General features: G+C 39.6%; 17 protein-coding genes. 14 read left to right on the forward strand and 3 right to left on the reverse strand.

What is annotated here, in order from left to right:
• The first annotated feature begins 140 nt into the window (after window positions 1-140).
• Both AC2YHV_RS20085 and AC2YHV_RS20090 read left to right on the forward strand, forming a co-directional pair.
• The gene (locus AC2YHV_RS20085) at window positions 141-1,142 is read left to right on the forward strand and encodes a LacI family DNA-binding transcriptional regulator (protein WP_487373924.1); all 1,002 of its coding nucleotides are present in this window, start codon (window positions 141-143) and stop codon (window positions 1,140-1,142) included.
• A gap of 159 nt (window positions 1,143-1,301) precedes the next feature.
• Window positions 1,302-2,543, forward strand: a complete 1,242-nt coding sequence (locus AC2YHV_RS20090) for an MFS transporter (RefSeq protein ID WP_487373925.1) — start codon at window positions 1,302-1,304, stop codon at window positions 2,541-2,543.
• Between the two features lie 69 nt (window positions 2,544-2,612).
• On the opposite strand, the gene AC2YHV_RS20095 is transcribed toward AC2YHV_RS20090, so the two are convergent.
• Window positions 2,613-3,482 carry an AraC family transcriptional regulator gene (locus AC2YHV_RS20095; RefSeq protein WP_487373926.1) on the reverse strand — a complete coding sequence of 290 codons (870 nt, stop codon included), beginning with the start codon at window positions 3,480-3,482 and terminating at the stop codon, window positions 2,613-2,615.
• 198 nt (window positions 3,483-3,680) lie between these two features.
• On the opposite strand from AC2YHV_RS20095, the gene AC2YHV_RS20100 reads away from it, so the two are divergent.
• The 4 genes from AC2YHV_RS20100 to AC2YHV_RS20115 all read left to right on the forward strand — a co-directional run bounded on the left by AC2YHV_RS20100 (window position 3,681) and on the right by AC2YHV_RS20115 (window position 8,820).
• Window positions 3,681-5,186, forward strand: a complete 1,506-nt coding sequence (locus AC2YHV_RS20100; RefSeq protein ID WP_487373927.1) for a UxaA family hydrolase — start codon at window positions 3,681-3,683, stop codon at window positions 5,184-5,186.
• A 44-nt stretch (window positions 5,187-5,230) separates the two neighbouring features.
• On the forward strand, window positions 5,231-6,244 hold the full coding sequence (locus AC2YHV_RS20105) for a zinc-binding alcohol dehydrogenase family protein (RefSeq protein WP_487373928.1): 1,014 nt from the start codon (window positions 5,231-5,233) through the stop codon (window positions 6,242-6,244).
• Window positions 6,245-6,521: 277 nt separating this feature from the next.
• Window positions 6,522-7,793 (forward strand): tagaturonate reductase, encoded by a 1,272-nt coding sequence (locus tag AC2YHV_RS20110; RefSeq protein ID WP_487373977.1) that lies wholly within the window; start codon window positions 6,522-6,524, stop codon window positions 7,791-7,793.
• Between the two features lie 322 nt (window positions 7,794-8,115).
• Entirely contained in the window at window positions 8,116-8,820 is a 705-nt protein-coding gene (locus AC2YHV_RS20115; protein ID WP_057277507.1) for a TerC family protein, read from the forward strand.
• Between the two features lie 194 nt (window positions 8,821-9,014).
• Here the strand turns inward: AC2YHV_RS20115 and AC2YHV_RS20120 are convergent, their stop codons facing one another.
• On the reverse strand, window positions 9,015-10,496 hold the full coding sequence (locus AC2YHV_RS20120) for an aldehyde dehydrogenase family protein (RefSeq protein WP_487373929.1): 1,482 nt from the start codon (window positions 10,494-10,496) through the stop codon (window positions 9,015-9,017).
• A gap of 492 nt (window positions 10,497-10,988) precedes the next feature.
• On the opposite strand from AC2YHV_RS20120, the gene AC2YHV_RS20125 reads away from it, so the two are divergent.
• The 8 genes from AC2YHV_RS20125 to AC2YHV_RS20160 all read left to right on the forward strand — a co-directional run bounded on the left by AC2YHV_RS20125 (window position 10,989) and on the right by AC2YHV_RS20160 (window position 23,843).
• Window positions 10,989-12,821: a sigma-54-dependent Fis family transcriptional regulator gene (locus AC2YHV_RS20125; RefSeq protein ID WP_487373930.1), complete on the forward strand. Its 1,833-nt coding sequence runs from the start codon at window positions 10,989-10,991 to the stop codon at window positions 12,819-12,821.
• Between the two features lie 242 nt (window positions 12,822-13,063).
• Complete coding sequence (locus AC2YHV_RS20130) at window positions 13,064-14,209, forward strand: histidine kinase N-terminal domain-containing protein (protein ID WP_487373931.1); 1,146 nt, start codon at window positions 13,064-13,066, stop codon at window positions 14,207-14,209.
• 802 nt (window positions 14,210-15,011) lie between these two features.
• Window positions 15,012-16,430 (forward strand): amino acid permease, encoded by a 1,419-nt coding sequence (locus AC2YHV_RS20135; protein ID WP_141489663.1) that lies wholly within the window; start codon window positions 15,012-15,014, stop codon window positions 16,428-16,430.
• Window positions 16,431-16,940: 510 nt separating this feature from the next.
• Window positions 16,941-17,693, forward strand: coding sequence for a hypothetical protein (locus tag AC2YHV_RS20140; RefSeq protein ID WP_082854619.1), 753 nt, complete (start codon window positions 16,941-16,943; stop codon window positions 17,691-17,693).
• 267 nt (window positions 17,694-17,960) lie between these two features.
• Window positions 17,961-18,956: a cation diffusion facilitator family transporter gene (locus tag AC2YHV_RS20145; RefSeq protein ID WP_063576112.1), complete on the forward strand. Its 996-nt coding sequence runs from the start codon at window positions 17,961-17,963 to the stop codon at window positions 18,954-18,956.
• 166 nt (window positions 18,957-19,122) lie between these two features.
• Window positions 19,123-19,866 (forward strand): Cof-type HAD-IIB family hydrolase, encoded by a 744-nt coding sequence (locus AC2YHV_RS20150; RefSeq protein WP_176526331.1) that lies wholly within the window; start codon window positions 19,123-19,125, stop codon window positions 19,864-19,866.
• A gap of 172 nt (window positions 19,867-20,038) precedes the next feature.
• Entirely contained in the window at window positions 20,039-21,037 is a 999-nt protein-coding gene (locus tag AC2YHV_RS20155; RefSeq protein ID WP_487373932.1) for an NAD(P)H-dependent flavin oxidoreductase, read from the forward strand.
• Window positions 21,038-21,446: 409 nt separating this feature from the next.
• On the forward strand, window positions 21,447-23,843 hold the full coding sequence (locus tag AC2YHV_RS20160) for a YhgE/Pip family protein (RefSeq protein ID WP_487373933.1): 2,397 nt from the start codon (window positions 21,447-21,449) through the stop codon (window positions 23,841-23,843).
• A gap of 766 nt (window positions 23,844-24,609) precedes the next feature.
• On the opposite strand, the gene AC2YHV_RS20165 is transcribed toward AC2YHV_RS20160, so the two are convergent.
• Window positions 24,610-25,209, reverse strand: coding sequence for an exonuclease domain-containing protein (locus AC2YHV_RS20165; protein ID WP_048679624.1), 600 nt, complete (start codon window positions 25,207-25,209; stop codon window positions 24,610-24,612).
• Between the last annotated feature and the right edge of the window lie 43 nt (window positions 25,210-25,252).

Genomic DNA, 25,252 nt, shown 5'->3' on the forward strand with positions numbered 1-25,252 from the left:
GCAAACAAGTTAACGTGATAAATTAGTTCCATGGTATGGGAAAATGACTTTTTTACTGCATCAGAAGGTGATTGTAAAGCTTTACTTATTATAATAGAATATTCCTTATATATTGAAATCACACGACAGGGATGAATGAAATGAAAACCATTACAATTACTGATGTCGCCAATCACGCGAAAGTATCAAAAAGCACAGTTTCCCAATACCTGAACAAACGCTATGAATATATGAGTGAAAAAACCAGGAAAAAAATTGAAGAAACAATCGAAGAGTTAAACTATCAGCCTAATATAATAGCGCGCAGTTTAAAACAAAAATCCACTTTTACCGTTGGGGTAGTGGTTGCCAATATCCTTCACACGTTTTCAACGCAAGTTATTAGAGCGATAGAAAACTACTTTTATGAACAAGGGTTCCATATTATCGTATGCAATGCGGATGACAATCCTGAAAAGGAAAAGAATTATATTGAAATGCTAAGAGCTAAACAAGTGGATGGGATCATCATTTTCCCCACAGGGGACAATCTTGATTTATATCAACGTATGAAGAGTGATCAATTCCCGATTGTTTTCATGGATAGGACGATTGAAGAATTGAATATTGCTACAGTCATGCTCGATAATCACCTTGCTTCCAAGTTAGCGGTCGATCGGTTTATTGAAAAGGGTTTTGAAAACATTGCAATCATAACCACTTCAATAATACGCGATATCAGTCCTCGAATCGAACGGATCAAAGGGTACAAGGATTCACTCGCGTCACATGGGATACCATTCAATTCAGAATATATTAAAACTGTGAATGCAGATGAAATTCCGCTTGCGTTTTCAGAATTTTTCGAATTGGAAAAGCCGCCTCAAGCCATTTTGGCAGGAAATGATATCGTGCTTAATGAAGTATTGCGTTATATGAAACAGCACGAAATCCATATACCTGATGACATAGCGGTCATAGGAATCGATGATGTTCCTTATGCCAGTTTCTATACACCGACCATCACAACGGTTAATCAGCCGGCCATTGAAATGGCAAACTTGGCAGCAGAGTTACTGCTTAGTCAAATCAATAAATCAGGAAAAGAGGATACAAGCGTGCATCGCTTGAAACCGACTTTGCTTTCAAGGAATTCTTGCTAGATTCGGATGTAAGAATTCCTGTGAAAAAGAAAGCGCTTTTTTTACGGGGATTCTAAACCGATTTAGTTTTTGGGTCATATAGGTTTTACTCTTGGTTATTAAATGGAAACGTTTCCAAAAATGCTGCTGCATTTATAGAAACGTATAGGGGGGTTCTTTATGTTTTCAAATGGTAGAGGAATGGTTATCGTTTTCTTGTTCTTGGCAGGGGTAATAAATTATCTGGACCGATCTGCACTATCCATTGCAGCTCCGTTCATCCAAGATGATTTATCCCTAACAGCCACACAGATGGGAATTATCTTTAGTAGCTTTTCCGTTGGTTATGCCGTATTTAACTTCCTTGGAGGCATGGCGTCCGATAAATGGGGAGCGAAGCTTACGCTTTTCGTGGCGATGATCGTTTGGTCTTTATTCAGTGGTGCGCTTGTACTTGCTGTCGGTTTTGCCAGTATGATCGTCATCCGCATCTTGTTTGGGATGGGCGAAGGCCCTCTTTCGTCAACCATCAATAAAATGGTGAATAACTGGTTCCCGTCAAATCAACGGGCATCTGTCGTTGGTCTGACGAATAGCGGGACTCCGCTTGGTGGCGCAATCGCAGGTCCAATAGTTGGATTCATTGCCATCTCTTATGGATGGAGAGTTTCTTTCATTGCCATAATGGTAATTGGTCTTATATGGGCGATTTGCTGGTGGAAGTTCGTTAAAGAAAAACCAGAAGAGTCAAAGGAACAGAAGCATACAGGAAAATCTTATGTAGCGGCAACATCGGAAGGAAAGGTGAAATTCACCTTTTATTTAAAACAAAAAACGGTTTTATTTACAGCTCTAGCCTTTTTCTCCTACAACTATATTCTCTTCTTTTTCTTAACTTGGTTCCCAAGCTATTTGGTGGATGCACGCGGGCTAAGTGTAGAAAATATGAGTATCATTACAGTGATTCCTTGGATTTTTGGATTCATCGGACTAGCTTTGGGTGGATTCGTGTCAGATTTCTTCTATAAAAAATTCGCACAAAAAGGTGTTTTATTCTCACGTAAGCTAGTGCTAGTAACATGTTTGTTCTTATCGGCGTTATGTATCGGTTTTGCTGGACTTGTATCCACAACAGTCAGTGCAGTAACGCTTGTCGCACTTTCCGTCTTCTTCCTATATTTGACTGGTGCCATTTACTGGGCCATCGTCAACGATGTCGTCGACCCTGGTAATGTTGGTTCTGTTGGAGGTTTTATGCATTTCTTGGCAAATACAGCAGGAATCATCGGACCGACGTTAACAGGATACATTGTCGATACCTCAGGCACATACACAGTTGCATTCTTGCTTGCAGGTGGATTGGCAGTTGTTGCATCGCTAGCGGTCATCCGTTTTGTACGACCGATAGTAAAGCCTGCGTAATAGATTGTTAGAATGGAAGTGTCTCCCAAAGGGAAGACACTTCCATTTTTTCATTTGTATTAGGCATGCCTAGCGGACCCTATTTTCTTTTCGAAATGTAGCTGGTGTCTTTTCATTGTATTTCTTAAAGGTACGATAAAATTGGGGCATGCTTTCAAAACCACACATTTCGGCAATATGGGCAATGGTGTGATTCGTTTCCAGTAAAAGTTCCTTTGCCTTGATGATCCTTTTCGTGTTTAGATACACGACTAACCCAATTCCAGTCGTTTCCTTAAAAACCCTGCTAAAATGTGCGGGACTGACCAAAGCTTTTTGTGCAAGTATCGTCAGCGTCAATGGTTCATCCATATGTTCATTCATATAGATTAAAATATCTTTCATCCATTCTGAACTATAGCTCTTGCCCTCGGATAATTCTTGTTTGCCATTTATCCGGATACGGTATAAATCAAGTATGATCTGATGAACGGTCAGCAAACAAGCATGCCTCGAGCCTATCGATCGGCTATTCGTTTCTTGCAGGATAAGTTCTAGCTGTTCTTCCATCTTTACTTGTTTCTTTTGCGGCAATGATATTTTATAGTTCTTACTCTTTTTTGTCAGATCAAACAAATGTAAATATGAAAAAGAATCATCAACCATATCTTTATATATTAATGTGGGACTGAAAAAGATAATGGTGGAGGTAACAGGGTCGTCCTTATTCGGTAAAGCCCTATGAATGGTATTATTCGGGATCAGGAATACATCCCCTTGCTGCATATCATAAAACACATCACCGATAAAAAAGGTCCCTTTACCGTTATAAACATAAACAATTTCATAATGGTCATGCATATGATCGGACAATTCATTCTGGGGACTTTTCGTATCTTGATAGACAAAAGAAAATGGGAAGAGTAAATCATGATTTAATGCATTATGGATTTTTTTCATTTGTTCATCTCCTGAAAGTATAATACAACAAGAATGAGTATATTTATAGCAAAATACGCAATTAATATTTCAAAAATTGATGTTAAAATTAATGGAGGATTTGAAAATTTAAAAAAATCAAGGGAAAAATGAAAGGGCTTTCGGAATGGATTTACGTTACCTTTAGAACTTCTTCACTCATGATAAGGAGGGAACAAAATGAATAAATTTGTTCAATTGCATTCAAACGATGATGTTGTTATTTCCTTGGAGGGGATTCAGAAAGGACAGAGCCTCCAGATTCAAACAAAAGATAGGGGAATGATCCATATCAAGGCACGTGATGACATTCCTAAAGGGCATAAAATGTTAGTGAATCCGGTTAAGCGAGGGGAGGACGTAATCAAATTTGGCTACTCGATCGGAAAAGCTAAAGAAGATCTCTCCATTGGAGATTGGGTTCACACCCATAATCTGACATCCGGTTTGCATGGCATATTGGATTACTCCTATCAACCTAGCAGACAAAAAACAAAAGAACCCAGTCAAAATCATACCTTCCAAGGATATATCCGTGAAAATGGGGAAGTGGGTATCCGGAATGAAATCTGGATCATCAATACGGTAGGCTGCATCAATAAAACATGTGAACTTCTCGCCAAAATGGGCAGTGAGCAATTTAAAGATCGTCAAATCGATGGAGTTCATCACTTTTCCCACCCCTACGGTTGTTCTCAATTGGGAGATGATTTGACCCATACGCAGAAACTATTGGCAGCCTTGGCTCAACATCCAAATGCAGCAGGGGTTTTAGTTGTGGGATTAGGGTGTGAGAATAATCAAATCGAAGCATTTAAAGAAGTCATAGGCGAATTTCCTCCAAGTCGGATTAAATTTTTAAAAGCCCAGGAGGTTCAAGATGAATTGGAGAGCGGCTTACGTTTAATGGGGGAACTAGTGGACTATGCAGAAGGGTTCGTACGCCAGAACGTACCAGTTTCAAAGTTGAAAATAGGCTTGAAATGCGGTGGTTCCGATGGTTTTTCAGGCATTACTGCTAATCCATTGGTTGGTGCGGTTTCCGACTTAATTGTGGAAAATGGCGGGACCACGATATTGACAGAGGTTCCTGAGATGTTTGGAGCGGAAACGATATTGATGAACAGGGCGAGGGATGAAGAAACCTTTAAGAAAATCGTTGGCCTTATAAATGATTTCAAACAGTATTTCATTCGCCATGATCAAGAAATTTATGAAAACCCTTCACCTGGAAACAAGGAAGGCGGCATAAGTACACTGGAGGAAAAATCACTTGGATGTACACAAAAAGGGGGCCATGCCACTGTAGTGGATGTAAGCCCATATGGACAACGAGTAGAGAAGCATGGTTTGAATTTAATCAATTCTCCTGGAAATGACCTGATTTCGGTGACGGCTTTGGCAGCAGCCGGCGCACATATCGTTCTATTCACTACGGGAAGAGGAACACCATTCGGCGGACCGGTGCCAACTGTAAAAATAGCCACGAATTCGGATATAGCCGATCGTAAAAAGCACTGGATTGATTATAATGCCGGCCGGTTGATTGAAGGTCAAAAGATGGATGAATTAAAGGACGATTTATTCCATTACATTCTTGAGCTTTCATCCGGTAAAAAGAAAACGAATAATGAAAAATTCGGATATAGGGAGATTAGCATCTTTAAAGAAGGTGTCATTCTCTAATAGTACAAGGTTTCTATTAAGCTATAAAAAAGGAGTGTTAATCAGTGAAAAGTATCGTTTGTGAACAACCTTTTGAATTTAAGATGATACAGTCGGAAAAACCCGTACCAAACTCAGGGGAAGCTTTGATTCGTGTGCGGCGTATAGGTATATGCGGTACGGATATCCATGCCTATGGAGGCAATCAACCCTTTTTTAGCTATCCCCGAATACTTGGCCATGAATTATCCGGTTATATTGAGTCCATACCGGAAAATGAATCTGGGCTTAATGTCGGGGATCAGGTATCGATCATCCCCTATATGGAATGTGGAGAATGCCTGGCTTGCAGAAGTGGAAAAACGAACTGCTGTACGGATATGAAAGTGTTGGGTGTACATGCTGAAGGCGGCATGAGTGAGTGGATTACGGTTCCTTATAATCATGTGGTGAGAACCGAGGGTCTCACACTTGATCAATCCGCAATGATAGAGCCTTTAAGTATCGGGGCTCACGCAGTTAGGCGCGCCGCTATTCATAAAGGGGAATTTGCACTAGTGATTGGTGCTGGACCAATTGGCTTGGGAGTCATGGCATTCGCTAAAGAACAGGGTGCAAAGGTGATCGCAATGGATATAAATGATGAACGCCTTGCGTTTGCTGGCAAATGGGCAAATGCCGATTATACTTTGAATGTTTTGGAGAATCCAATGGAGAAATTGGCCCAATTGACGAATGGAGATATGCCAAGCGTGGTATTTGATGCGACAGGTAATGCTAAGTCAATGATGGAGTCTTTTAAATATCCTGCTCACGGCGGAAGATTGATTTATGTAGGTTTAGTTAAAGCGGATATTTCCTTCAATGATCCTGAATTCCACAGTAAAGAGCTTACATTAATGGGAAGCCGCAATGCAACAAGGGATGACTTTGATTATGTCGTGAATACGCTGAAAAATGATTTGTTGGATATGAGCCAGTATATTACACACCGCACACATTTGGATGAAATGATCAATCAATTTGAAGGATGGTTAACTCCTGAAGCTAAAGTGATCAAGGCGATTGTCGAAATATAAGCAGTATGCTGTTAAATCGCACTCTGAATTGGATATTTCAATAAGAAAGGAATTCTTTGATCATGAACATAAATAAAAGTCCACTAAAGCGTTTGAGTAAAGATACAAAAGCTGTCCAATCCTCACATAAAATGGATTTCCCCATAAAAGTATTGCAGATTGGTGAGGGGAATTTTCTTCGGGGCTTCTTTGATTGGATGATTCATGAGTGTAATAAACATGGTCATTCAAGGGAAGCATTGCAGTTACCCAGCCCCGCCGTGCCGGGAAAGGGAAAATAGAGGAAGTGAAGCGGCAAGATGGACTGTATACATTAATGTTACGTGGTTTTCACCAAGGGAAGAAAGTGGAACATACAGAGATCATTTCCGTTTTTTCAAAGGTAATTGATCCATATGAAGAATGGATGGAATTTTTAGCACTTTCAGAAAATCCTGAATTGGAATTTGTAGTTTCCAACACGACTGAAGCAGGACTCAAATACCAGCCGATTCCTTTGGAAGAAGGAAAGCCGATGGAATCTTTTCCAGGAAAGCTGACTGCTTTTTTGTATCATCGCTATCTGCATTTTAACGGGGATGCGAAAAAGGGACTGATCATGCTTCCATGTGAGCTTTTAGAGAGAAATGGTGATTCATTGAAGCAATATGTTCTTAAGCATAGCAGGGATTGGGATTTACCAAAGCCATTCATGGAGTGGGTGGACCGGGACAACCTATTCCTAAACTCGCTTGTAGACCGTATCGTTACAGGATTTCCAGCCAATGAGTCGGACACCCTATTTGCTGAATGGGGATACAAGGATACTCTGCTAAATACGGCAGAACCCTACCATTTATGGGCTATTGAAGGTGACCCTTGTATCGATCAACGTCTTCCTTTACAACAATCCGGATTGAATGTGCATTGGGTAAAAGATTTGACACCTTATCAAATGAGGAAGGTAAGGATACTTAATGGTTCACATACCTTGTTGGCTCCTTTAGGCATTTTATCTGGATTGGAAGAAGTAAAACAGGCAATCGATCATCCGGAATTCAACCAATTTCTAAGCAATGCCATCGAAAAGGAAATAATTCCTTCATTACCTTTTGATCAAAATGAGATGATGCAATATGGGGAAAGTGTTCTTGAGCGATTTAAGAATCCTTTTGTACATCACCTCCTGGCCGATATCTCGCTGAACAGCATTTCGAAGTTCAAGGCTCGTCTCCTTCCTACCTTAGAGGAATATCATGAGGCGAAAGGCACGCTGCCCGACTGTATCGTAAGAGGTTTTTCGGGCCTGATCCGATTTTATAGGGTTAATGAAATGAAGGGGAGTTATATTGGTAAAAGCTTTGCGGGTAAAGACTATGTCGTTAAAGATGATATAAAGACAATTGAATTTTTCCAGGAACAATGGCTTCGTTATGATAAAGGGGAAGTCCCGCTTAGACAATTGATAGAGGCAACCTTAAGTAATCAATATCTATGGGGGAAGGATTTGAGCGATATCCCGAACCTAGGAAATGAAATATGCCAATATCTAGAAGGGATGATCGACTAAAATAATCCGTTGAAAGGATATGGACAAGGTTAAGTTCATGAATAACATTACTATCTATTATTTTTTTCTTTATTTTATTTGTATTTTTGGTATACTGAATTAGTGATATTTTTTCTTGGTAGTTTCCTAATGGAAAGATATTAAAAGAATTACATATTCTTTATTCCCGTGAAGGGGAGTAGCGTCAGGGATAACCTGAAATAAAGTCGTCATTACGTGGGAACCCCACCGGCTTTATTGGCCTAATTCATTTAGTGCTTAGCGAGACCTTTGCCATTTATGGCAGAGGTCTCTTTATTTTTGTAAAAAGGAGGAATTTGTGTTGGATTTTTTATCAGGTGAATTCATTTCAGGACTTTTAGCGATCATTATGATAGATTTGGTTCTAGCCGGTGATAATGCGATCCTTATTGGATTGGCTGCAAGAAAGCTTCCAAAAGAACAGCAAAAAAAGGTGATAATATGGGGAGCGGTCGGGGCAATAGTGATAAGGATCATTGCAACGCTGCTAGTTGTTTGGCTATTAGAGGTGCCAGGACTGCATTTAATAGGGGGATTACTTCTTGTATGGATTGCTTATAAGCTCCTTATCGATGAAGAAGAACATGATGTGAAGCCTGCAGACTCGATGTGGGCTGCCATAAAAACCATCATTATTGCAGATGCATTGATGGGATTGGACAATGTCCTAGCGGTTGCAGGTGCTTCTCATGGTAATTTCATTTTAGTGGTGATCGGTTTACTTGTATCAATTCCAGTAGTGATGTATGGAAGCACTTTGATCCTGAAACTGATCGAACGCTTCCCATTCATCATAATAATTGGTGCGGGAATACTAGGCTGGACAGCTGCTAAAATGATCGTAGCTGAACCTTTCATGCACGACTACTTTGCAAATCCCTTCATTAAATATGGATTTGAAGCGATAGTGGTGATTGGAATCCTGTTTGCCGGGATTTCAAGACAGAAAAATATTGAAAAAGAAAAAGCAAACAGAGAAAAAATGCAAATCGAACGTAATGGATAATCGATACAAAGAGACCTTTCGGATGAAAGGTCTCTTCTTTTTGTCTATGCCATATAAGTACAAAACAAAACAAGAAAAGGGACGTACCAAAGTCCACAATTTGGTACGTCCTTTTGCGAATTAGCAAACAATAACATCCACTTCAATCATGATATCTTTGCCAAATGAGCATATGGAGCGTTCACTCTGTTATTTTAGTTTAAGTTAATCCAGACACTTTTGACTTCCGTATAATTATCCAAAGCATAACTGCCCATTTCCCGACCGATTCCACTTTGTTTATACCCGCCAAATGGAGAAGCTGCATCAAATGCGTTATAGCAGTTTACCCAAACTGTACCTGCTTTTAATTCATTAGCGACATAATGGGCTTTTTTTACATCCTGTGTCCATAAACCTGCAGCCAATCCATATTCTGAGTTATTTGCCCGGTTTATTACATCATCCAAATTGTCGAATGGCATCGCAGCTACAACTGGACCGAAGATTTCCTCTTTAGCGATTGTCATTTCGTCTTCAACACCTGCAAAAATTGTAGGAGTTACAAAATAACCCTCTCCTTGTCCGTAATTACCCCCGGTAACCACTTCAGCTCCTTCAGACTTTCCTTTTTCAATATAACCGCCGACTCTTTCCATTTGTTCACTGGATACCAAAGGCCCTATCTGGGTAGATGGATCAAGACCGGCCCCTTGTTTAATGTTTTTTGCATGGGACACTAAGTCTGCTACCACGTTATCATAGGATTTCTTTTGAATGTACAGGCGGGAACCGGCACAGCAAACTTGTCCTTGATTAAACATGATGCCCATTAAAGCTCCAGGAATGGCTTTGCTCATATCTGCATCCGGTAAAATGATATTAGGTGATTTCCCGCCTAATTCCAACGAGATTTTTTTCACGGTTCCCGAAGCTTGGCGCATGATCATTTTCCCTACTGAGGTTGAACCGGTAAAGGCAATTTTATCGACATCAGGATGATCTACAAGCGGTGACCCTGCTGTTTCACCAAATCCTGGTATGACATTGAGAACGCCTGGAGGAAAACCTGCTTCAAGCGCCAATTGTCCTAAATATAAGGCTGAAAGCGGCGTTTGCTCCGCTGGTTTTAAAACGATCGTACATCCGGTGGCAAGGGCTGCGCCTAATTTCCATGCAGCCATAAGTAGGGGGAAATTCCAAGGGATGATCTGACCTACCACTCCAACCGCTTCATGACGGGTATAATTGAAGTAATTCCCAGCAACAGGTATTGTTTGTCCTACTATCTTAGTGGTCCATCCCGCATAATAACGGAAGTGATCGATTGCAAGGGGGACATCGGCATTAGTGGTTTCGCCAATTGGCTTGCCATTATCCAGGGTATCCAATTGCGCTAACGCCTCTTTATGTTCCTCCATGAGGTCCGCTAATTTATAAATGAGGCGACTGCGTTCAGATGCACTCATTTTTTTCCAAGAACCTTTGTCGAACGCCGTACGTGCTGCTTTGACTGCTTTATCTACATCTTCCGGACCCGCTTCACTCACAACCGCTAAAACCTTGCCGTTTGAAGGATCGAGAGTCTCAAAGGTTTTTCCTGAAGCAGCTTCCACCAATTCCCCATTTATCAAAAGCTTTTTGGTGCCCTTCAAGAATTCTTGCACACGTGGATTGAGTTTAATAGTTTGTTCCATGTATAATACCCCTTTTCAATTGGATTATATGTTCGATATTTGTTTGGACAATGGCTCTAAGTAAAAGGATCAGACATACTATTATGTTTTTTTCCAATTCCCTTTGGCAGACTTGCAGCGATTCTGACTATCTTGATTTCTTTCTTACCCCCCTTTATCAAAAGGAATCAATATCTCGACATGTAATTATGCAAGACTGATGCCATAACAAAAAACCGATGAAATCAGTTAAAAAGGTGGTGGAGGGAAAAGGGAAGGTGCCTTACTGTTCCATATTGGAACAGGCAGGTGTTCCAATATGGAACAAAAAAGTGTAGTAGTTCACAGAAGCTTGTTTTCATTTTGGTGGATATCTGAATTTTCTGTTATAATTAAATTGAAGGAACGAACCCTGAATGCTCTGAAACTTTGGGTCACTTAGAGTTTCATTAATGAAATTGAATAAAAAACAGAAGCCGATTTACTTGATTATACATACGGGAGGATTATTCAATGTCTGTTAATATAAGCGCGGATAAAGGAACCATACCGGCATTTATTCAAGAATCATGGCAGCGGTGCATTTCGAAGGGACTTCAGCCAAGCATGATGGAAAAGGAAGATATGCTTGGTGCTTTTGAGTTGGCCGAATACCACGATCGATATGCGGAACTTCTGTACCATTCTTCTCCCATTTTAGAAGAAGTTTATCATTCGATTAATGGTTTGGAGTCCATTTTATTACTTGCTGCTCCTGAAGGATATATTATCGAAACAGTTGGGGATCCAGCTTTCATCCGCCATGCAGATAATGTTTCCTTAAGAAAAGGGGCCAATTGGCTAGAGGAATCAAAAGGAACAAATGCAATAGGAACAGCCATAGTGGAGAGGAATCCTGTATTGATTCATGGCAGTCAACACTTTCATCAGGATAACCATTTTCTTACTTGTGCCGCATCACCCATTTATCACCCTGATGGGCACCTGCTTGGTGTTTTGAACTTAAGCAGTCATCAACAGAATTATCATCCTTTTTCCATTAGCTTAGTTCAGAGGGTGGCTGATAGCATCAAACAATCACTCTTGTTGTCCCAAACACAAAAAAGGGAGAAAAACCTTTATTTTATATATGATTCATACCCTGATCCGTTAATTACCCTAGATAAAGAAGGGAAAGTTACAGATCTCAATTCAGCGGCGTCAGATGTTATCGGCACATTGGAAAAACCGGTATCGAATATTGTATCAGGAACTGACCCACTCGTTTTAGAACGGAGGGTTTCCATTAAAGACCAGGAATTCTTGGTTCAAACCCTTGGCAAAAATATAGAACATCAATCATCCGTGATCGTACGGTTAAAAAAACAGAAATTGATTGATGGATTAACAACCAATCGTTATCAATTTACCGATATAATAAGTAATGATCCACAAATGAATCAAACCATATCCATTGCTAAAAGAGCTTCAGCGCTTGATATCAGCTTGCTGATCACTGGAGAAAGCGGAACGGGAAAAGAACTGTTCGCTCAATCCATTCATGGGTATAGCTTAAGAAGCGATAAGCCATTCATCGCCATCAATTGCAGCGCAATTCCAGAAAACTTATTGGAAAGTGAGTTATTTGGGTATGAAAAGGGTGCCTTTACTGGAGCAAAAAGCGGCGGGCATAAGGGGAAGTTCGAAGCTGCAGATGGCGGAACCCTGTTTTTGGATGAAATCGGGGACATGCCGCTTCAAGCTCAAGCGTCTCTGCTCCGTGTGCTTCAGGAACGATGTGTGACGCGTGTCGGCGGACATGCTTCCATTCCAATCGATGTCAGGGTCATTGCTGCCACCAACAAAGACTTACAAAAAGAAATGGAAGCTGGAGAATTCCGTGCAGATTTATTTTTCCGCCTTTGTGGATTATCTTTAAAACTTCCAAATCTGAGGAGTCGTAAAGATTTATTGCTCTTAGCAGAATACATTTTAGCGGATTTACCTTATAAGAGCGAACATACTGAACTGACAGTCGAAGCTAAAACATTCATTTTGGGATATTCGTGGCCAGGAAATTTCCGTGAATTGCAAAACGTTCTCGGACAGGCTGCATTCCTAGCTGATAAGGGCCCGATTACAAGGGACATGCTTGTGGCACTTTGTCCTGTTTCTTCCATTACAAATGAGGAAGGGGCAATTGCCGATCGAGAACCAAGAAACTTTCAAGAACAAGAAACCCAGCTTATCAGGAATGCATTGGAACGAACAGGTGGAAATATCAGTAACGCCGCGAAACAACTCGACATCGGCCGAAATACGCTTTATAGAAAAATGAAAAAATATGGAATCAACTTTCAAAAGTAAGAGTTCCTTAGTATATAAAAAATATGTATGATAATTTTTCTTTTAAAATCTCTCAGATTCCCGACCTGATTTGGTCGGTTCTTGTTATTGCAAGTAACTATATGCGAACATGCATACCTTGTCTCCTTATAAGCTACATTTCACTACTATAAATAATGAAGTGCAGGAAATCAAAATCTCATATAGAATGATGTTATTGATATAGTATCTAAATTTCCGTAAGGGGATGTGTGGTCAATAGTATGAAGTTGTCATCTGAACATAAGAAGTATAAATTTGTATTGATCCAATATTTGGAAGAAAAAGAATCTGAGTTTTTAAATGAATGGAACGAGACTATTAAGATCAATGAAATAGATCCCTACAAAGAAAAGATTAAAGAAAATGGTTATGGAATGTACTCACTGGTGATCCAAACGTTCAAGGAAGTACTATCTGAAGATTTGCTGATTAAATTGGCTTACCAGGTTGCAAAAGAACGTCTTGAAGCGAATATCAACATTGGGGATTTTCTATATAATATCAATTTGGGGAGAAATATCATAATCAGAAATCTTTTTGGGGCAAATATCCCGATTAATTATATGCAGAAATTCATTAATGACATCAACTTGCACTTTGATACGTTCAGCTACCATGCAGTATCGAGATATACGAATCTTACAAATGAAGTGATTGAGGAAAAAAAGTCTTATATAAGTGAAAACCACAAAGATAAATTAGCGGTATTGGGCCAGATATCATCAAGCTTTGTACATGAATTCCGAAATCCTCTTACAGCTATCATGGGGTTCAATAAATTACTGAAGAGGGAGAACCCGGATTTGAAGTATTTGGATATCATTGATTATGAGTTAAATCAGCTGAATTTCAGGATAACCCAATTCCTCCATACCTCTAAATCAGATTTTAATGAGGAACAAAGAGAGGAAATTTCAGTGTTAAAGCTAATTGAAGAAATTCAAGAACTGACTTATGCAAATATTGTGGATGCCAGTGTTAATGTGGAAATAGATATTTATCCAAACTTCGTCATGACAGCGAGCAAGGATGGGTTAAAACAAGTGTTCTTGAATCTTTTTATAAATTCGATTGATGCCTTAAAGGATAAGGAACATCCAAGAATTTTGAGGATAAACTCTTTAATCGAGGCGAATGAGAGAATAATTAGAATTTCAAATAATGGACCGGCCATTGCAAGTGAATTGATTGAATCTATTTTTGAACCCTTTGTCACGACGAAAGAGTTAGGAACGGGAATTGGGTTATACGTATGTAAAAAAATCATTGAAAGTAATGATGGATATATGAATTGTGTCTCCAATGAAAATTTAACCACATTCAGCATCCATTTCCCTAAAGTCCAGAATGAGCTTCAAAGGGTATAATACATATCATATAGTGAATTTTCATAAAGTAAAATAGTATACATATCGATATTTTTCGAAGCATGTACAGATTTTTGATTAATAGGAAAGGCTGTTTCGGAACTGCCGGTATTACATAAAATCATTCTCAAGAAAATAAATATATTTGGAAGATGCAAAATCATAATTTGGTTTTTGGCATCTTCTTTTTATCTCTGTTATTTTTCGGTATGTAAAGGTGTCGAAATCTAAAATGAAATCAGTTAAATTGTCATTTTTAATTCAATTGTGAATCAAAAAGGGTCAATAATTAATATATGAATCAAAAAATGCATTTATGATGCAACAATGAATCGTTTTTAATCCATAAAAGCGTTAAACCCTAATTGAATAACTATCCTTTTTTTGGCATGGATATTGCTTTTATTTTATATAGGTATGAAATTTTAATGAGAGAGGGTGCTTTTATAAAAAAAGAAGATAGAGGAAAGAAAGAATAAGAGCTGGTTATTTTAAATAAAAGAACTTCACTCAACAAAAAGCGAAAGTGAAATATCAACAAGTACCATTGTACGTTCCGTGTAATTCATTGAGGGGCTGATGGTAGTAAAGAGATAGTATAAATAGAAATGCATTACCGGTTAATAGAATATACGCTGTTCAATATACATATAACGATTGTGAATTTGGCCTCATGAAAACGAATGATGAAACGGGTATAGGACTGTTAAAATTGTTTTTTTGAATGAAAGATTTCTACTAGGGTACCCATGAGCAGTGGTCTACTGCTTACAAAACGTTAAATTGACAGTTTTTAAGGATGGTGACAATAGTGGCACTTCAAACAAATGAATTGAAACATGGTCTCAAGACCAGGCATGTCACAATGATTTCTATTGGCGGGGTAATTGGGGCAGGGTTATTTATCGGAAGCGGAACCATAATTGATTCAGCTGGTCCTGGTGCGATTTTATCGTATATAATCGCAGGATTGATGATCGTGCTTATAATGCGTATGCTGGGTGAAATGGCTGTTGTAAATCCTGATAGCGGATCCTTCTCAACATATGCACATCAAGCATTCGGTCCTTGGGCCGGATACACGATCGGCTGGTTATACTGGTTCAACTGGGTTATCATCATTGCTATTGAAACTACGTTATTGGGAACTATGATTCATGATTGGTTTCCTGGTATACCTATATGGGCTGCCAGTCTATCTTTCCCTATATTAATGACGATTACGAATATCTATTCAGTCAAAGCTTATGGGGAATTTGAATACTGGTTAGCTTTCATGAAAGTGGCTGCCATTGTAATATTCCTCTTCCTTGGTGCCGCCATGATTTTTGGATTGGTTCCGGGATTTGATTCACCAGGCCTTTCAAACATAACTGGAGCGGAAGGATTTTTACCAAAAGGTTTTCTGCCTGTCCTTCTTAGTGTGATATTCATCACTTTCTCTTTATCGGGAAGTGAGGTAGCTGCCATTGCTGCAGGAGAGTCTGAAAACCCTGAAAAAAACATTATTAGAGCCATAAACAGTGTCGTATGGCGTCTTCTTCTTTTCTTTGTTGGTTCAGTGACCGTGTTGGTTCTCGTAATCCCCCAAGGTGCTGAAGATTTACTGAAAACCCCCTATGCCAGCGTATTTGACATGGCAGGCCTGCCGGCAGCGGGTCAAATCATGAATATCGTAATCTTCACTTCATTGCTTTCTGTTTTGAATTCAGGCCTATATACTAGCTCTCGTATGTTATATTCTTTATCAAAAAAAGGTGATGCACCGAAAATCCTTTCCCGAGTGAATAAGCGGGGAATCCCGATTTGGGCGTTAATGGCAAGTGTTTTCTTTGCTTATGTGTTCACGACATTTAAATTTGTTTCCCCTGATAAATTGTTTGCTTTTCTCGCAAACAGCTCGGGAGGGGTCACGATGATCATGTATATCTTTATCGCCTTTTCTCATCTATATTTACGGAAAAAGACGGAAAAAGAAAATCCCGGGACACTCAAAGTGAAAATGTGGCTATTCCCTTATTTAACCTATGCGACCATTGCCGTTTTATTTATTATATTCGTTGCTCAGGCGTTTATTGATTCCATGAGATTGCAATTCTTTCTTACAACCCTTCTCACGATTCTAGTTATTGGGTCATACTTTCTGTTTTATCATAAGAAAAACGTAATTGCTGCTGAACAAGAAGGAAAACTAAAAAATATCCACGTTAAGGAAGGGTGAGGAATGTAGTCGCTTTGTCCGATTATAGAGAAAAAAGATTGACTATTCTAATAAAAGACTGCCTTTAGTGGGGAGCTCCGTTGTCGACTATAGGGGTTTCGAAATAGTCTCTACCCAGACCATGATTTTAAAAGAAGACTAAGTTATCCTTCATGTTTTTACTTTTTTACGGGGGTTGTACACTTTGAACGTGAGACCCCCGCAGGCGAAAGCCGAGGGCCGACCGCCCGCGGAAAGCGAGTGCCCTACGTTCCAATCAACGTCCAAATTGTACAAGCCATAAAAATAGACAAACTCGATTTACATCGAGTTTGTCTACAGCCTGGGCTGCCCTTAGTGGGCAGCTTTTTTTCTGGTTCCAAAAATGATTGCATTCATGGCATGGGGGCGTTTATATATAATCGTAACCTTGACTGCCACCCCCTCTGTACAATTATGATACTCATTCATTTGCAACTTTGAAATCCTTTGCTAGAATATAATCTATAGAAAAGATTAGGAGTGGTGACTGTGGCTGAAACTCCAGCTGAAGGTTTGATTCATTATATTGCACCAAAAGGAGAGTATATCCCTTTTTTAGATGATACGGACTATATCGCTAAAGGATTGGAATGGAAATTATTCACTGCCCGTTCGGTTAAAAGAGAACTATTATATAAAAGCGGAAGTTTTCAAGCAAAAGTCAAATTGGCAGGTTATGAACAATATGGCAACGGACTTGACACTATTGTCGTTGAATTTGAAAATGGTAAGCTTAGCTGCATTAACCCTTCCTATTTAAAGGAAATGCAAAGCTCCAGTTTCGGAAAAGAATTGTTGAGTGGCCCGGTTTCCGAAACCGCCGCAGTTTCAAGTGAAATTGAGCAGGTGGATGAAGCACCAATTACGGAAAACGCCGATCAGCCAAGTGCAGAACCAAAAAAGGCAAAAACCAAAACTAAAAAGACTACAGCAAAACCTAAATTGGACTTGCCTGGGGAAAAAGTGCATTTCACCGCGACTATCAAGGAGTTCACGGCAAAAATGAACCATTTCACTGGTGAAGAAGATGAAGTCATACTCTTGGAGAATGTCAAAGTGACAACGGAGCCTGAATTGACTATCGGCGATGCTTGGTGTGGATATAGCAAGACATTAAAAAAAGCTGAGCTCGAAGAAGGAGACGCAATCGAATTTGATGGAAAAGTGGTCGACAAAAAATACAATAAAGAAATACGCTATAAAGTAAATAATCCATCCAAGTTAGTGAAAAAAGAAGGATAAACACTCGAAGTTATTGGATGATATGGAGTAAGCAGCCGCTTACTCCTTTTTTTTATTTGCCGTATTCAGGCATCTAAAGAAATGAATGATTACATGAACTTATTAGAATAGATGCGTCCACCACTGGAATATATTCGTTTGTGGGAGATACACCGTATAACCTTTCTCCAATCGTATTGGTTTTGCGTTTGTGGTTTCATATTTTCCAGTGTTGGGGATAATACATTATGATCATGCATTTATAAAAAAATAAGGGGGGATTTCCATATGAAAGAATTATTTCGATTATTGAAACAAGGTAATAAATCGGCGTTCATTGCTGCCTGTGTGAATAGTATCATCGCAGTGCTAAAGGGGATTGCCTATTTCATGACAGGAAATGTCGCTATGTTTGCTGAAACTTTACATACTTTGGGTGATGCAGCGAATCAGTTTTTCGTCTTCATTGGTTCTGCATTAAGTAAAAAGTCACCAACTGATCGATTCCCTGATGGTTTTGGACGTTTGGTTAACCTTGTATTACTAGGGGCAGTATTGGTTGTCGGGATCATGTCTTATGAAACGATTAAAGAAGGGTTCCATCACATTTTACACCCTTCAGAATCAACTGGTATCCTTATTAACTTGTCAGTCCTTTCGTTAGCGGTTGTGTTGGAATCATATGTATTATTTAAAGCGATGAAAGAAGTGGTTCATGAGACTGGAATCGAAGCTAAAGGGGCAGCCGTCATATTCAAGAGCTTTTCTGGTTTAAAAAGGGCAAAACCAGCGACGAAATTAGTATTTATGGAAGATATGGTAGCGACAGGTGGCGGCGTCCTTGCGATAATTGCCATATTATTAGCAAACTTCACGCCTTTTATCCAAGCGGAAGGAGTTGCTTCCGTCATGATCGGTCTTGGTATGTTCTATGTGGTTGGAAGGGTTTTTCTTGACAATGCTGCTGGTGCTCTTGGGGAAGCCGATATTGAAATGCGGCAAAAAATTGGTGCGATGGTCATGGATGATCTAGACGTAAGGGATATACAGAAACTGGCCGTAATAAAAGAAGGGGAAGATTTTCATGTTGAACTTGAAGTTGAACTGGATCCCCATATTTCAATCGCACAGGCGGACGACATTAAAGATCGTCTGTTTAATCAAATATTAAAGGAAAGAGGGGTAACGGACGTCATTATAGAATTTGATGAAAATGATGGTATCCCAAAATGGGAAGGTCAGATAAAAAAAGAATTGAATGAAATCAAAAAAGACAGCGAGTAGAAATAATGGCAGAATACAAAATGTCATGATCAGGATTATTGTGTGATTATAAATCAAGACACTAATGATAATGCTGTTCAATTCATCACGTACTTTCCTTGGGTATGCATTATAAGCTATCATGGACTTAGTTACATAATGAAGGATTATGGAAGGGTGAATAAGAATGGAGAAACAAAATATTAAGCTAGTTGCACTTGATATGGATGGCACACTTCTCAATAAGGCTGGAGAGATATCTGAAGAAAACCGGAGAGCGATAAAAGAAGCCGAAAATGAAGGGGTTTTTGTGGTATTGAGCACAGGAAGATCCTATGCGACGTGCAGTGATTTTGCAAAGTCAATGGAACTCCAATCATACCTCATTACAGTAAACGGAAGCGAAATTTACGATAACCAAGGAAAACTGGTGGAAAGGAATATCGTCGATAGTGAATCCATACAATGGATGTGGGAATTAAGCCAAAAACATGGTACACATTTTTGGGCCATTAGCTGCGATAATATTTACAGGGCTGAAATGCCTGAGAAAATCCATGATTCGCAATGGCTTAAATTCGGTTTTGATACAAATGATGCAAGCATCCGCCAAATCATCATGGATGAACTGGCATCAAAAGGAACCTTTGAAATAAGCAATTCAAGCCCAACGAATATTGAAGTGAATGCCATGGGCGTCAATAAAGCGAAAGCGATAAAGCTCGTATGTTCACTGCTCGACATTACCATGGAAAATGTAATGGCAGTGGGTGACAGCCTTAATGACCTTGCAATGATTTCTGAAGCAAAAGTGGGTGTGGCAATGGGAAATGCCCAAGAAATTGTGAAAGAAAAAGCAGATTGGATTACAGCGACAAACGAAGAAGATGGTGTAGCTAAGGCCATTCGGAAATGGGTGCTTTCAAATTGAATCGAAACTGTATATGGGGCGTATTCCATATACAGTTTTTTTATTTAAATGACGCTGAATGACAATTAAATTTTAGCTGCTGAATTAATTTCTTGAAAATTGCGTCTTTTAGAAGTATGATAATCTTGTAGTGTTATATTTTGGTAATATATTAATAATGGGAGGTTTAAGGATGACAAGTAGTTTGCCTGAACAGTGGTGGAATCAATTATCTTTACCGGTTATCTCAGCACCTATGTTTTTAATATCAGGTCCTGAGTTAGTGAAAGAATGCTGTTTGAATGGGGTGATCGGCTCTTTTCCAGCACCGAATGCGCGGCCGATAGAGGTACTGGATCGATGGATGGGTGACATAAACGATACATTGATCGCAGCAAAGGATAAAGAACCAGGCTCAAAGATCGCTCCATGGGCAATGAATATGGTTGTTCACCGTACATATAGCCGGCTTGAAGAAGAGTTGGAATTGGTTAAAAAGCATCAGCCTCCCATCGTCATTACATCATTAGGTTCACCAAAACATGTGGTGGATGTCGTACATAGCTATGGCGGGTTGGTCTTTTCGGATGTCAGCTCTGTGGATTTTGCAAAGAAAGCTGCGGAGTCAGGTGTGGACGGATTGATCTTGGTTGCTGCGGGAGCAGGCGGTCATGCTGGTGAGATAAATAGCTTTGCTTTCGTGGACAGCGTAAGGACATTCTGGGATGGAATCATTTTGCTCGCCGGATCGATCAGTACTGGTCACAGTATCTTGGCAGCTCAGGCGGCAGGAGCGGATCTTGCATATATGGGTACACGTTTTATCGTGGCGAAAGAGAGCAGGGCAAATGATGAATATCGTGAAATGCTTGTCGATTCTGACCATGATGACATCATCTTGACCGATGCATTTTCAGGCGTTAATTGTAATATGCTTAAACCGAGCATCAGGAAGGAAGGATTGGACCCAGAACAATTAGCCAAAAAAGAAAAAGTCGATTTTGACAGCATGTCCAAATCGTCTGAATCTAAAGCATGGCGTGATATTTGGTCAGCGGGTCATGGTGTGGGGGCGATTAAAAAAGTAGATACCGCTGCAGGCATCATAAAACAATTAGAAAAAGAATATCAGGAGTCCTTGAAGAAATTGACCGGGCAGGCGGAAAAATTAAAAGGAATTATATCGAAATGATATGAAAGCGCTTTATTTAATTGTGCTTACATGGCAAAAAAGGGTATCCATTATGGGTACCCTTTTTTGCCATGTAATATCAGAGCTAATTCATAATAAAGTATTTTCAGCTTAAAAGGCAATCTAAATGGATTTAAAGATAAAACCAGTAAATATAGGATGTATCGCTGTGAAAAAATATTGATAAAAAGATGGATAAATGTTATATTATTTTTCGTGATAATGACCAAATGAACAATTTAGTCATATATTATTGGTTGTTTAAAAAGTATTATATATTTAAGTGAAAATGAAGAATGTTAAATTAACATTGCAGAAGCATATAACTTAATTTAACATTCTTTCATGCGTTTTCACCGAGATAGATTAAATAAACGGCATATTCGTCGTATAGGAGGGCTTGGTAGGCGTGTTAAAATCTTTAAAGGGTGAATTTTTAGCCATAATAAAACATCCTATGATACTCATTTCCATAATGGGGATCATACTGATTCCTTTATTATATAGCGGCACATTCCTTTGGGCATTTTGGGATCCATATGGTAAGGTGGACCAATTGCCTGTAGCCATTGTCAATTTGGATGAGGGTGCGGAGTTCAATGAAACGGAACTTACAATAGGAAAAGATTTAGTCAAGGAGTTAAAGGAAAAGAAGGATTTCGATTGGCATTTCGTCAGTCAAAAAGAAGCCAATGAAGGCCTGGAAAATCAAGATTATTACATGAAAATAGAAATTCCGAAAAACTTTTCGAAGAATGCAACGACTTTGCAGGAGGACAATCCGAAAAAACTTGATTTAATTTATACGTCCAATGAAGGGTTCAATTATATATCCACTAAAATAGGTGATGCAGCTTCGGAGAGAATCAAAGGGGAGGTTTCGTCAGCGGTTACGAAAACCTATGCGGAGTCAATGTTCGATAATTTGAACGAAGTGGCTGACGGACTCAAAAGTGCCAGTGATGGAGCTGGAGAATTGAAAGACGGAACAGATACAGTGAAAAACGGCTCCAGTGAACTTGGTGAAGGGATTATCTCAGCAAAAGAAGGTTCAAAAAAAGTGGATGAAGGAATTGACTCCCTTCATTCAGGTTCTGTCGAAATCCATGAAAACCTGGAAAAATTAGCTGAAAAATCATTGACCTTTTCGAATGGGGTCGGTTCGGCAGCTGCAGGATCAAAGGAACTTAATCAGGGGTTACAACAGTTCAGCTCTGGTGTTGGGCAAATGAAAGATGGTCAATCCGAGCTTTTGCAAGGGGCCAAGAAATCTGAAGCGGGAACTGGTGAATTGGCTTCTGGATTGCAACAGTCATTAGAGGGCTTCAATCAAATAGATGAAAAGCTGCCTGCTTTAACTGAGGGAGCAAATGGTGTAGCGGCTGGTGCCGCCCAGCTTTCAGGTTCATTGTCTGAATGGAGCGCAGCATCGAACGAAGCAAAAGCGGGGGCATCTGAAGTTTCGGCAGGTTTGGATGAGGTTATTTCCGGATTGGAACAACAATCTGAAGCTACGGATGATCCTGCAGAGAAAGCGCGTTTGGAGGGAGTGATTTCTTCTCTAACACGCATCAGTGAAGGTAGTAAAGGAGTATCTGAAGGAGTGGGAAAACTATCGGCCAGTGCAACCGAAATTGCTAAAGGCTCAAATAGCCTTAGTGATGGAGCCAATCAGTTAAGTGAAGGCACTAGTGCATTAAGCGGCGGTTTCACGCAATTGAAGCAAGCTCAGGATAAACTTGCCAATGGGGCGAATGAATTGAAAAATGGCCAAGGTCAATTGGTGTCTGGTTTGACAACATTTGGCGAAAGTATAGATTCAGCGCAGAGTGGACTTGGACAATTAACTGAAGGCAGCAATAACTTGGTAAGCGGGCTTGATCAGCTTGAAGATGGCTCCAAGCAATTATCAAGTGGAACCTCACAGCTTTCCGAAGGTTCGGAAGGCCTGGTTACAGGAACGGATAGATTGAAGGAGGGTTCAAACAGCCTAACTAGCGGAATGGGAGAACTGGCGAATGGAGCCATTAAGTTACAAGATGGTATCGCCAAACTTTCAGATGGATCTGCAGAATTACATGACGAATTGAATGACGGGGCAAATGAGGCAGGCAAGATCAAATCCAATGAAGAAGTTTATGACATGTTTGCAAGCCCAGTTAAAGTAGATAAATTACCAATTAATAATGTACCGAACTATGGCACCAGTTTTGCACCGTATTTAATTTCATTAAGTTTATTTATCGGGGCTATCGTTCTGACGATCATTTTCCCGCTAAGAGATCCTGCTGTTATACCTGCGAGTGGATTTAGCTGGTTTATTAGTAAATACAGTGTCATGGCACTCATCGGAATCTGTCAAGCCATATTGGTGGACTCGATTTTAATTTTAGGTCTTGGAATCAATGTTACGAGCCTGCCGTTGTTTTTTGCAGTAAGCATTCTTGCTAGCTGCACATTCATGGCAATCATCCAGTTCCTGGGTTCAGCCTTTGACAATCCAGGCCGGTTCATAGCATTATTGATTTTGATTCTCCAACTGACCAGCAGTGGCGGAACATTCCCCAATGAATTAGTACCTGGCTTCTTGCAAGGATTCACACCGTTCCTGCCGATGACTTATTCCATTAATGCTTTTCGTGCTGTCATCTCAACAGGAGATTATAGCTTCATGTGGCACAATCTTGCTATATTGGCGATATTCCTCGTTACGGCATTAATATTATCTCTTCTTTACTTTATTTATAGGTATAAGAAAATGAACGGCACATTGAATGAAAAACAGGAAGAAGCAATTGTACAATGATCAAAAAAACAGCGACCCGTCTAGGTCGCTGTTTCAAACTGTAGACAAATTCGAGGGAAACTAGTTTGTCTACAGTTTTTTTAAAAAAATCCAGTTGATTGAAGAAATCCGCTCCCTTTCCGCCGACTGTCTTCCAAGCCTCCTCGACGCAAGCGTCTGTGGGGTCTCGGCTAGCCAGTTGTTCGGCAGGAGTGTCGCAAATTTCTTCAATCTTGATAGGATTTCACCCCATATAGTAAACAGTAAAAAATTATGGAGTAAAACCAAGTCTCGTTTTAAAATAATGGTAATAATTTCAGATTCGGGATAATGCTGTTTCGGCTCCACTTTTGTCGACAACGGGGTTTCTATCTAAATATTAAAACAAAGTTGATTGGAACTTGCGTTCAAGACTCCTTGGAAAAGCGTGTACAAGGGAGACACTACAGACGTAAAAACCGCCCGCGGAAAGCGAGTGCCCTACGTTCCAATCAATGTTCAAATTTAAACCCCTCAAAATAACGTTCCTGTTGATTTCATCCAGATAAAAAAGTGAAAATACATGAAGGATAACTAAGTATCCTTTTATAATAAACTGAAACAGCGACCCGTCTGGGTCGCTGTTTTTTGATAAATATCAAGTAATAAGTGAAATGCAGGAAAATAAAAGGCTTCCTAAAATAAAAACCACCTTAAAGATATGCATTACTGTTCTCATGGAATGGGCCACGGTTTGTTTGTGACAAAACATTGGTGCACCATGACAATGAAGTAATTATTTATACGGCTATACCCTTGTTTTTTGGGAAGCAGGTGCATATTTCTTCATTGGATTTTTTGCAATGACATCCTTCAAATAAGGATGGCCAGAAGGACCTGGTTTTCTCATAAGCTCCATTAGGTAAGATATATCGTCCATGGCCCTATGTGTTTGAAAATTGGTGATATTATGTGCCTGCAGTAATGTTAAGAGTTTACTATTCTCAAATCCATATTGCTTCCAAGGTACATTACGCATCGTACAGTACCACTTTTGATCATTGATTTCCGGATACATTTGGTAGAGAAAACTTCTATCGAAAGAAGCATTGTGTGCGAAAATCGAATCGGTACGGTCAATGAAGGTTTTAATTTTTTCATCATGAAAACTCTTTCCTTCTACGGAGCTGTATGGAATTCCATGAATTCTGTATGCTTGATCATAATTCCTTCTTGCTCCATAGGAGAGAGGCTCCCTTAAAAATGATTCTTGATCAATAAGATTAATGATTTCCCCTGTTTCACTGCTGTATGTAAAGAGTATAAGGGCAAGCTCGATAATTTCATCTGAAGAGGGACGTAAACCAGTAGTTTCTACATCTAGTACTAAACCTAATCTATTAGTCAATTTTTTTTCCTCCAGTTGGGTTACATTCTTCTATTATAGCTGA

Source organism: Peribacillus sp. SRI_006 (assembly GCF_057586375.1).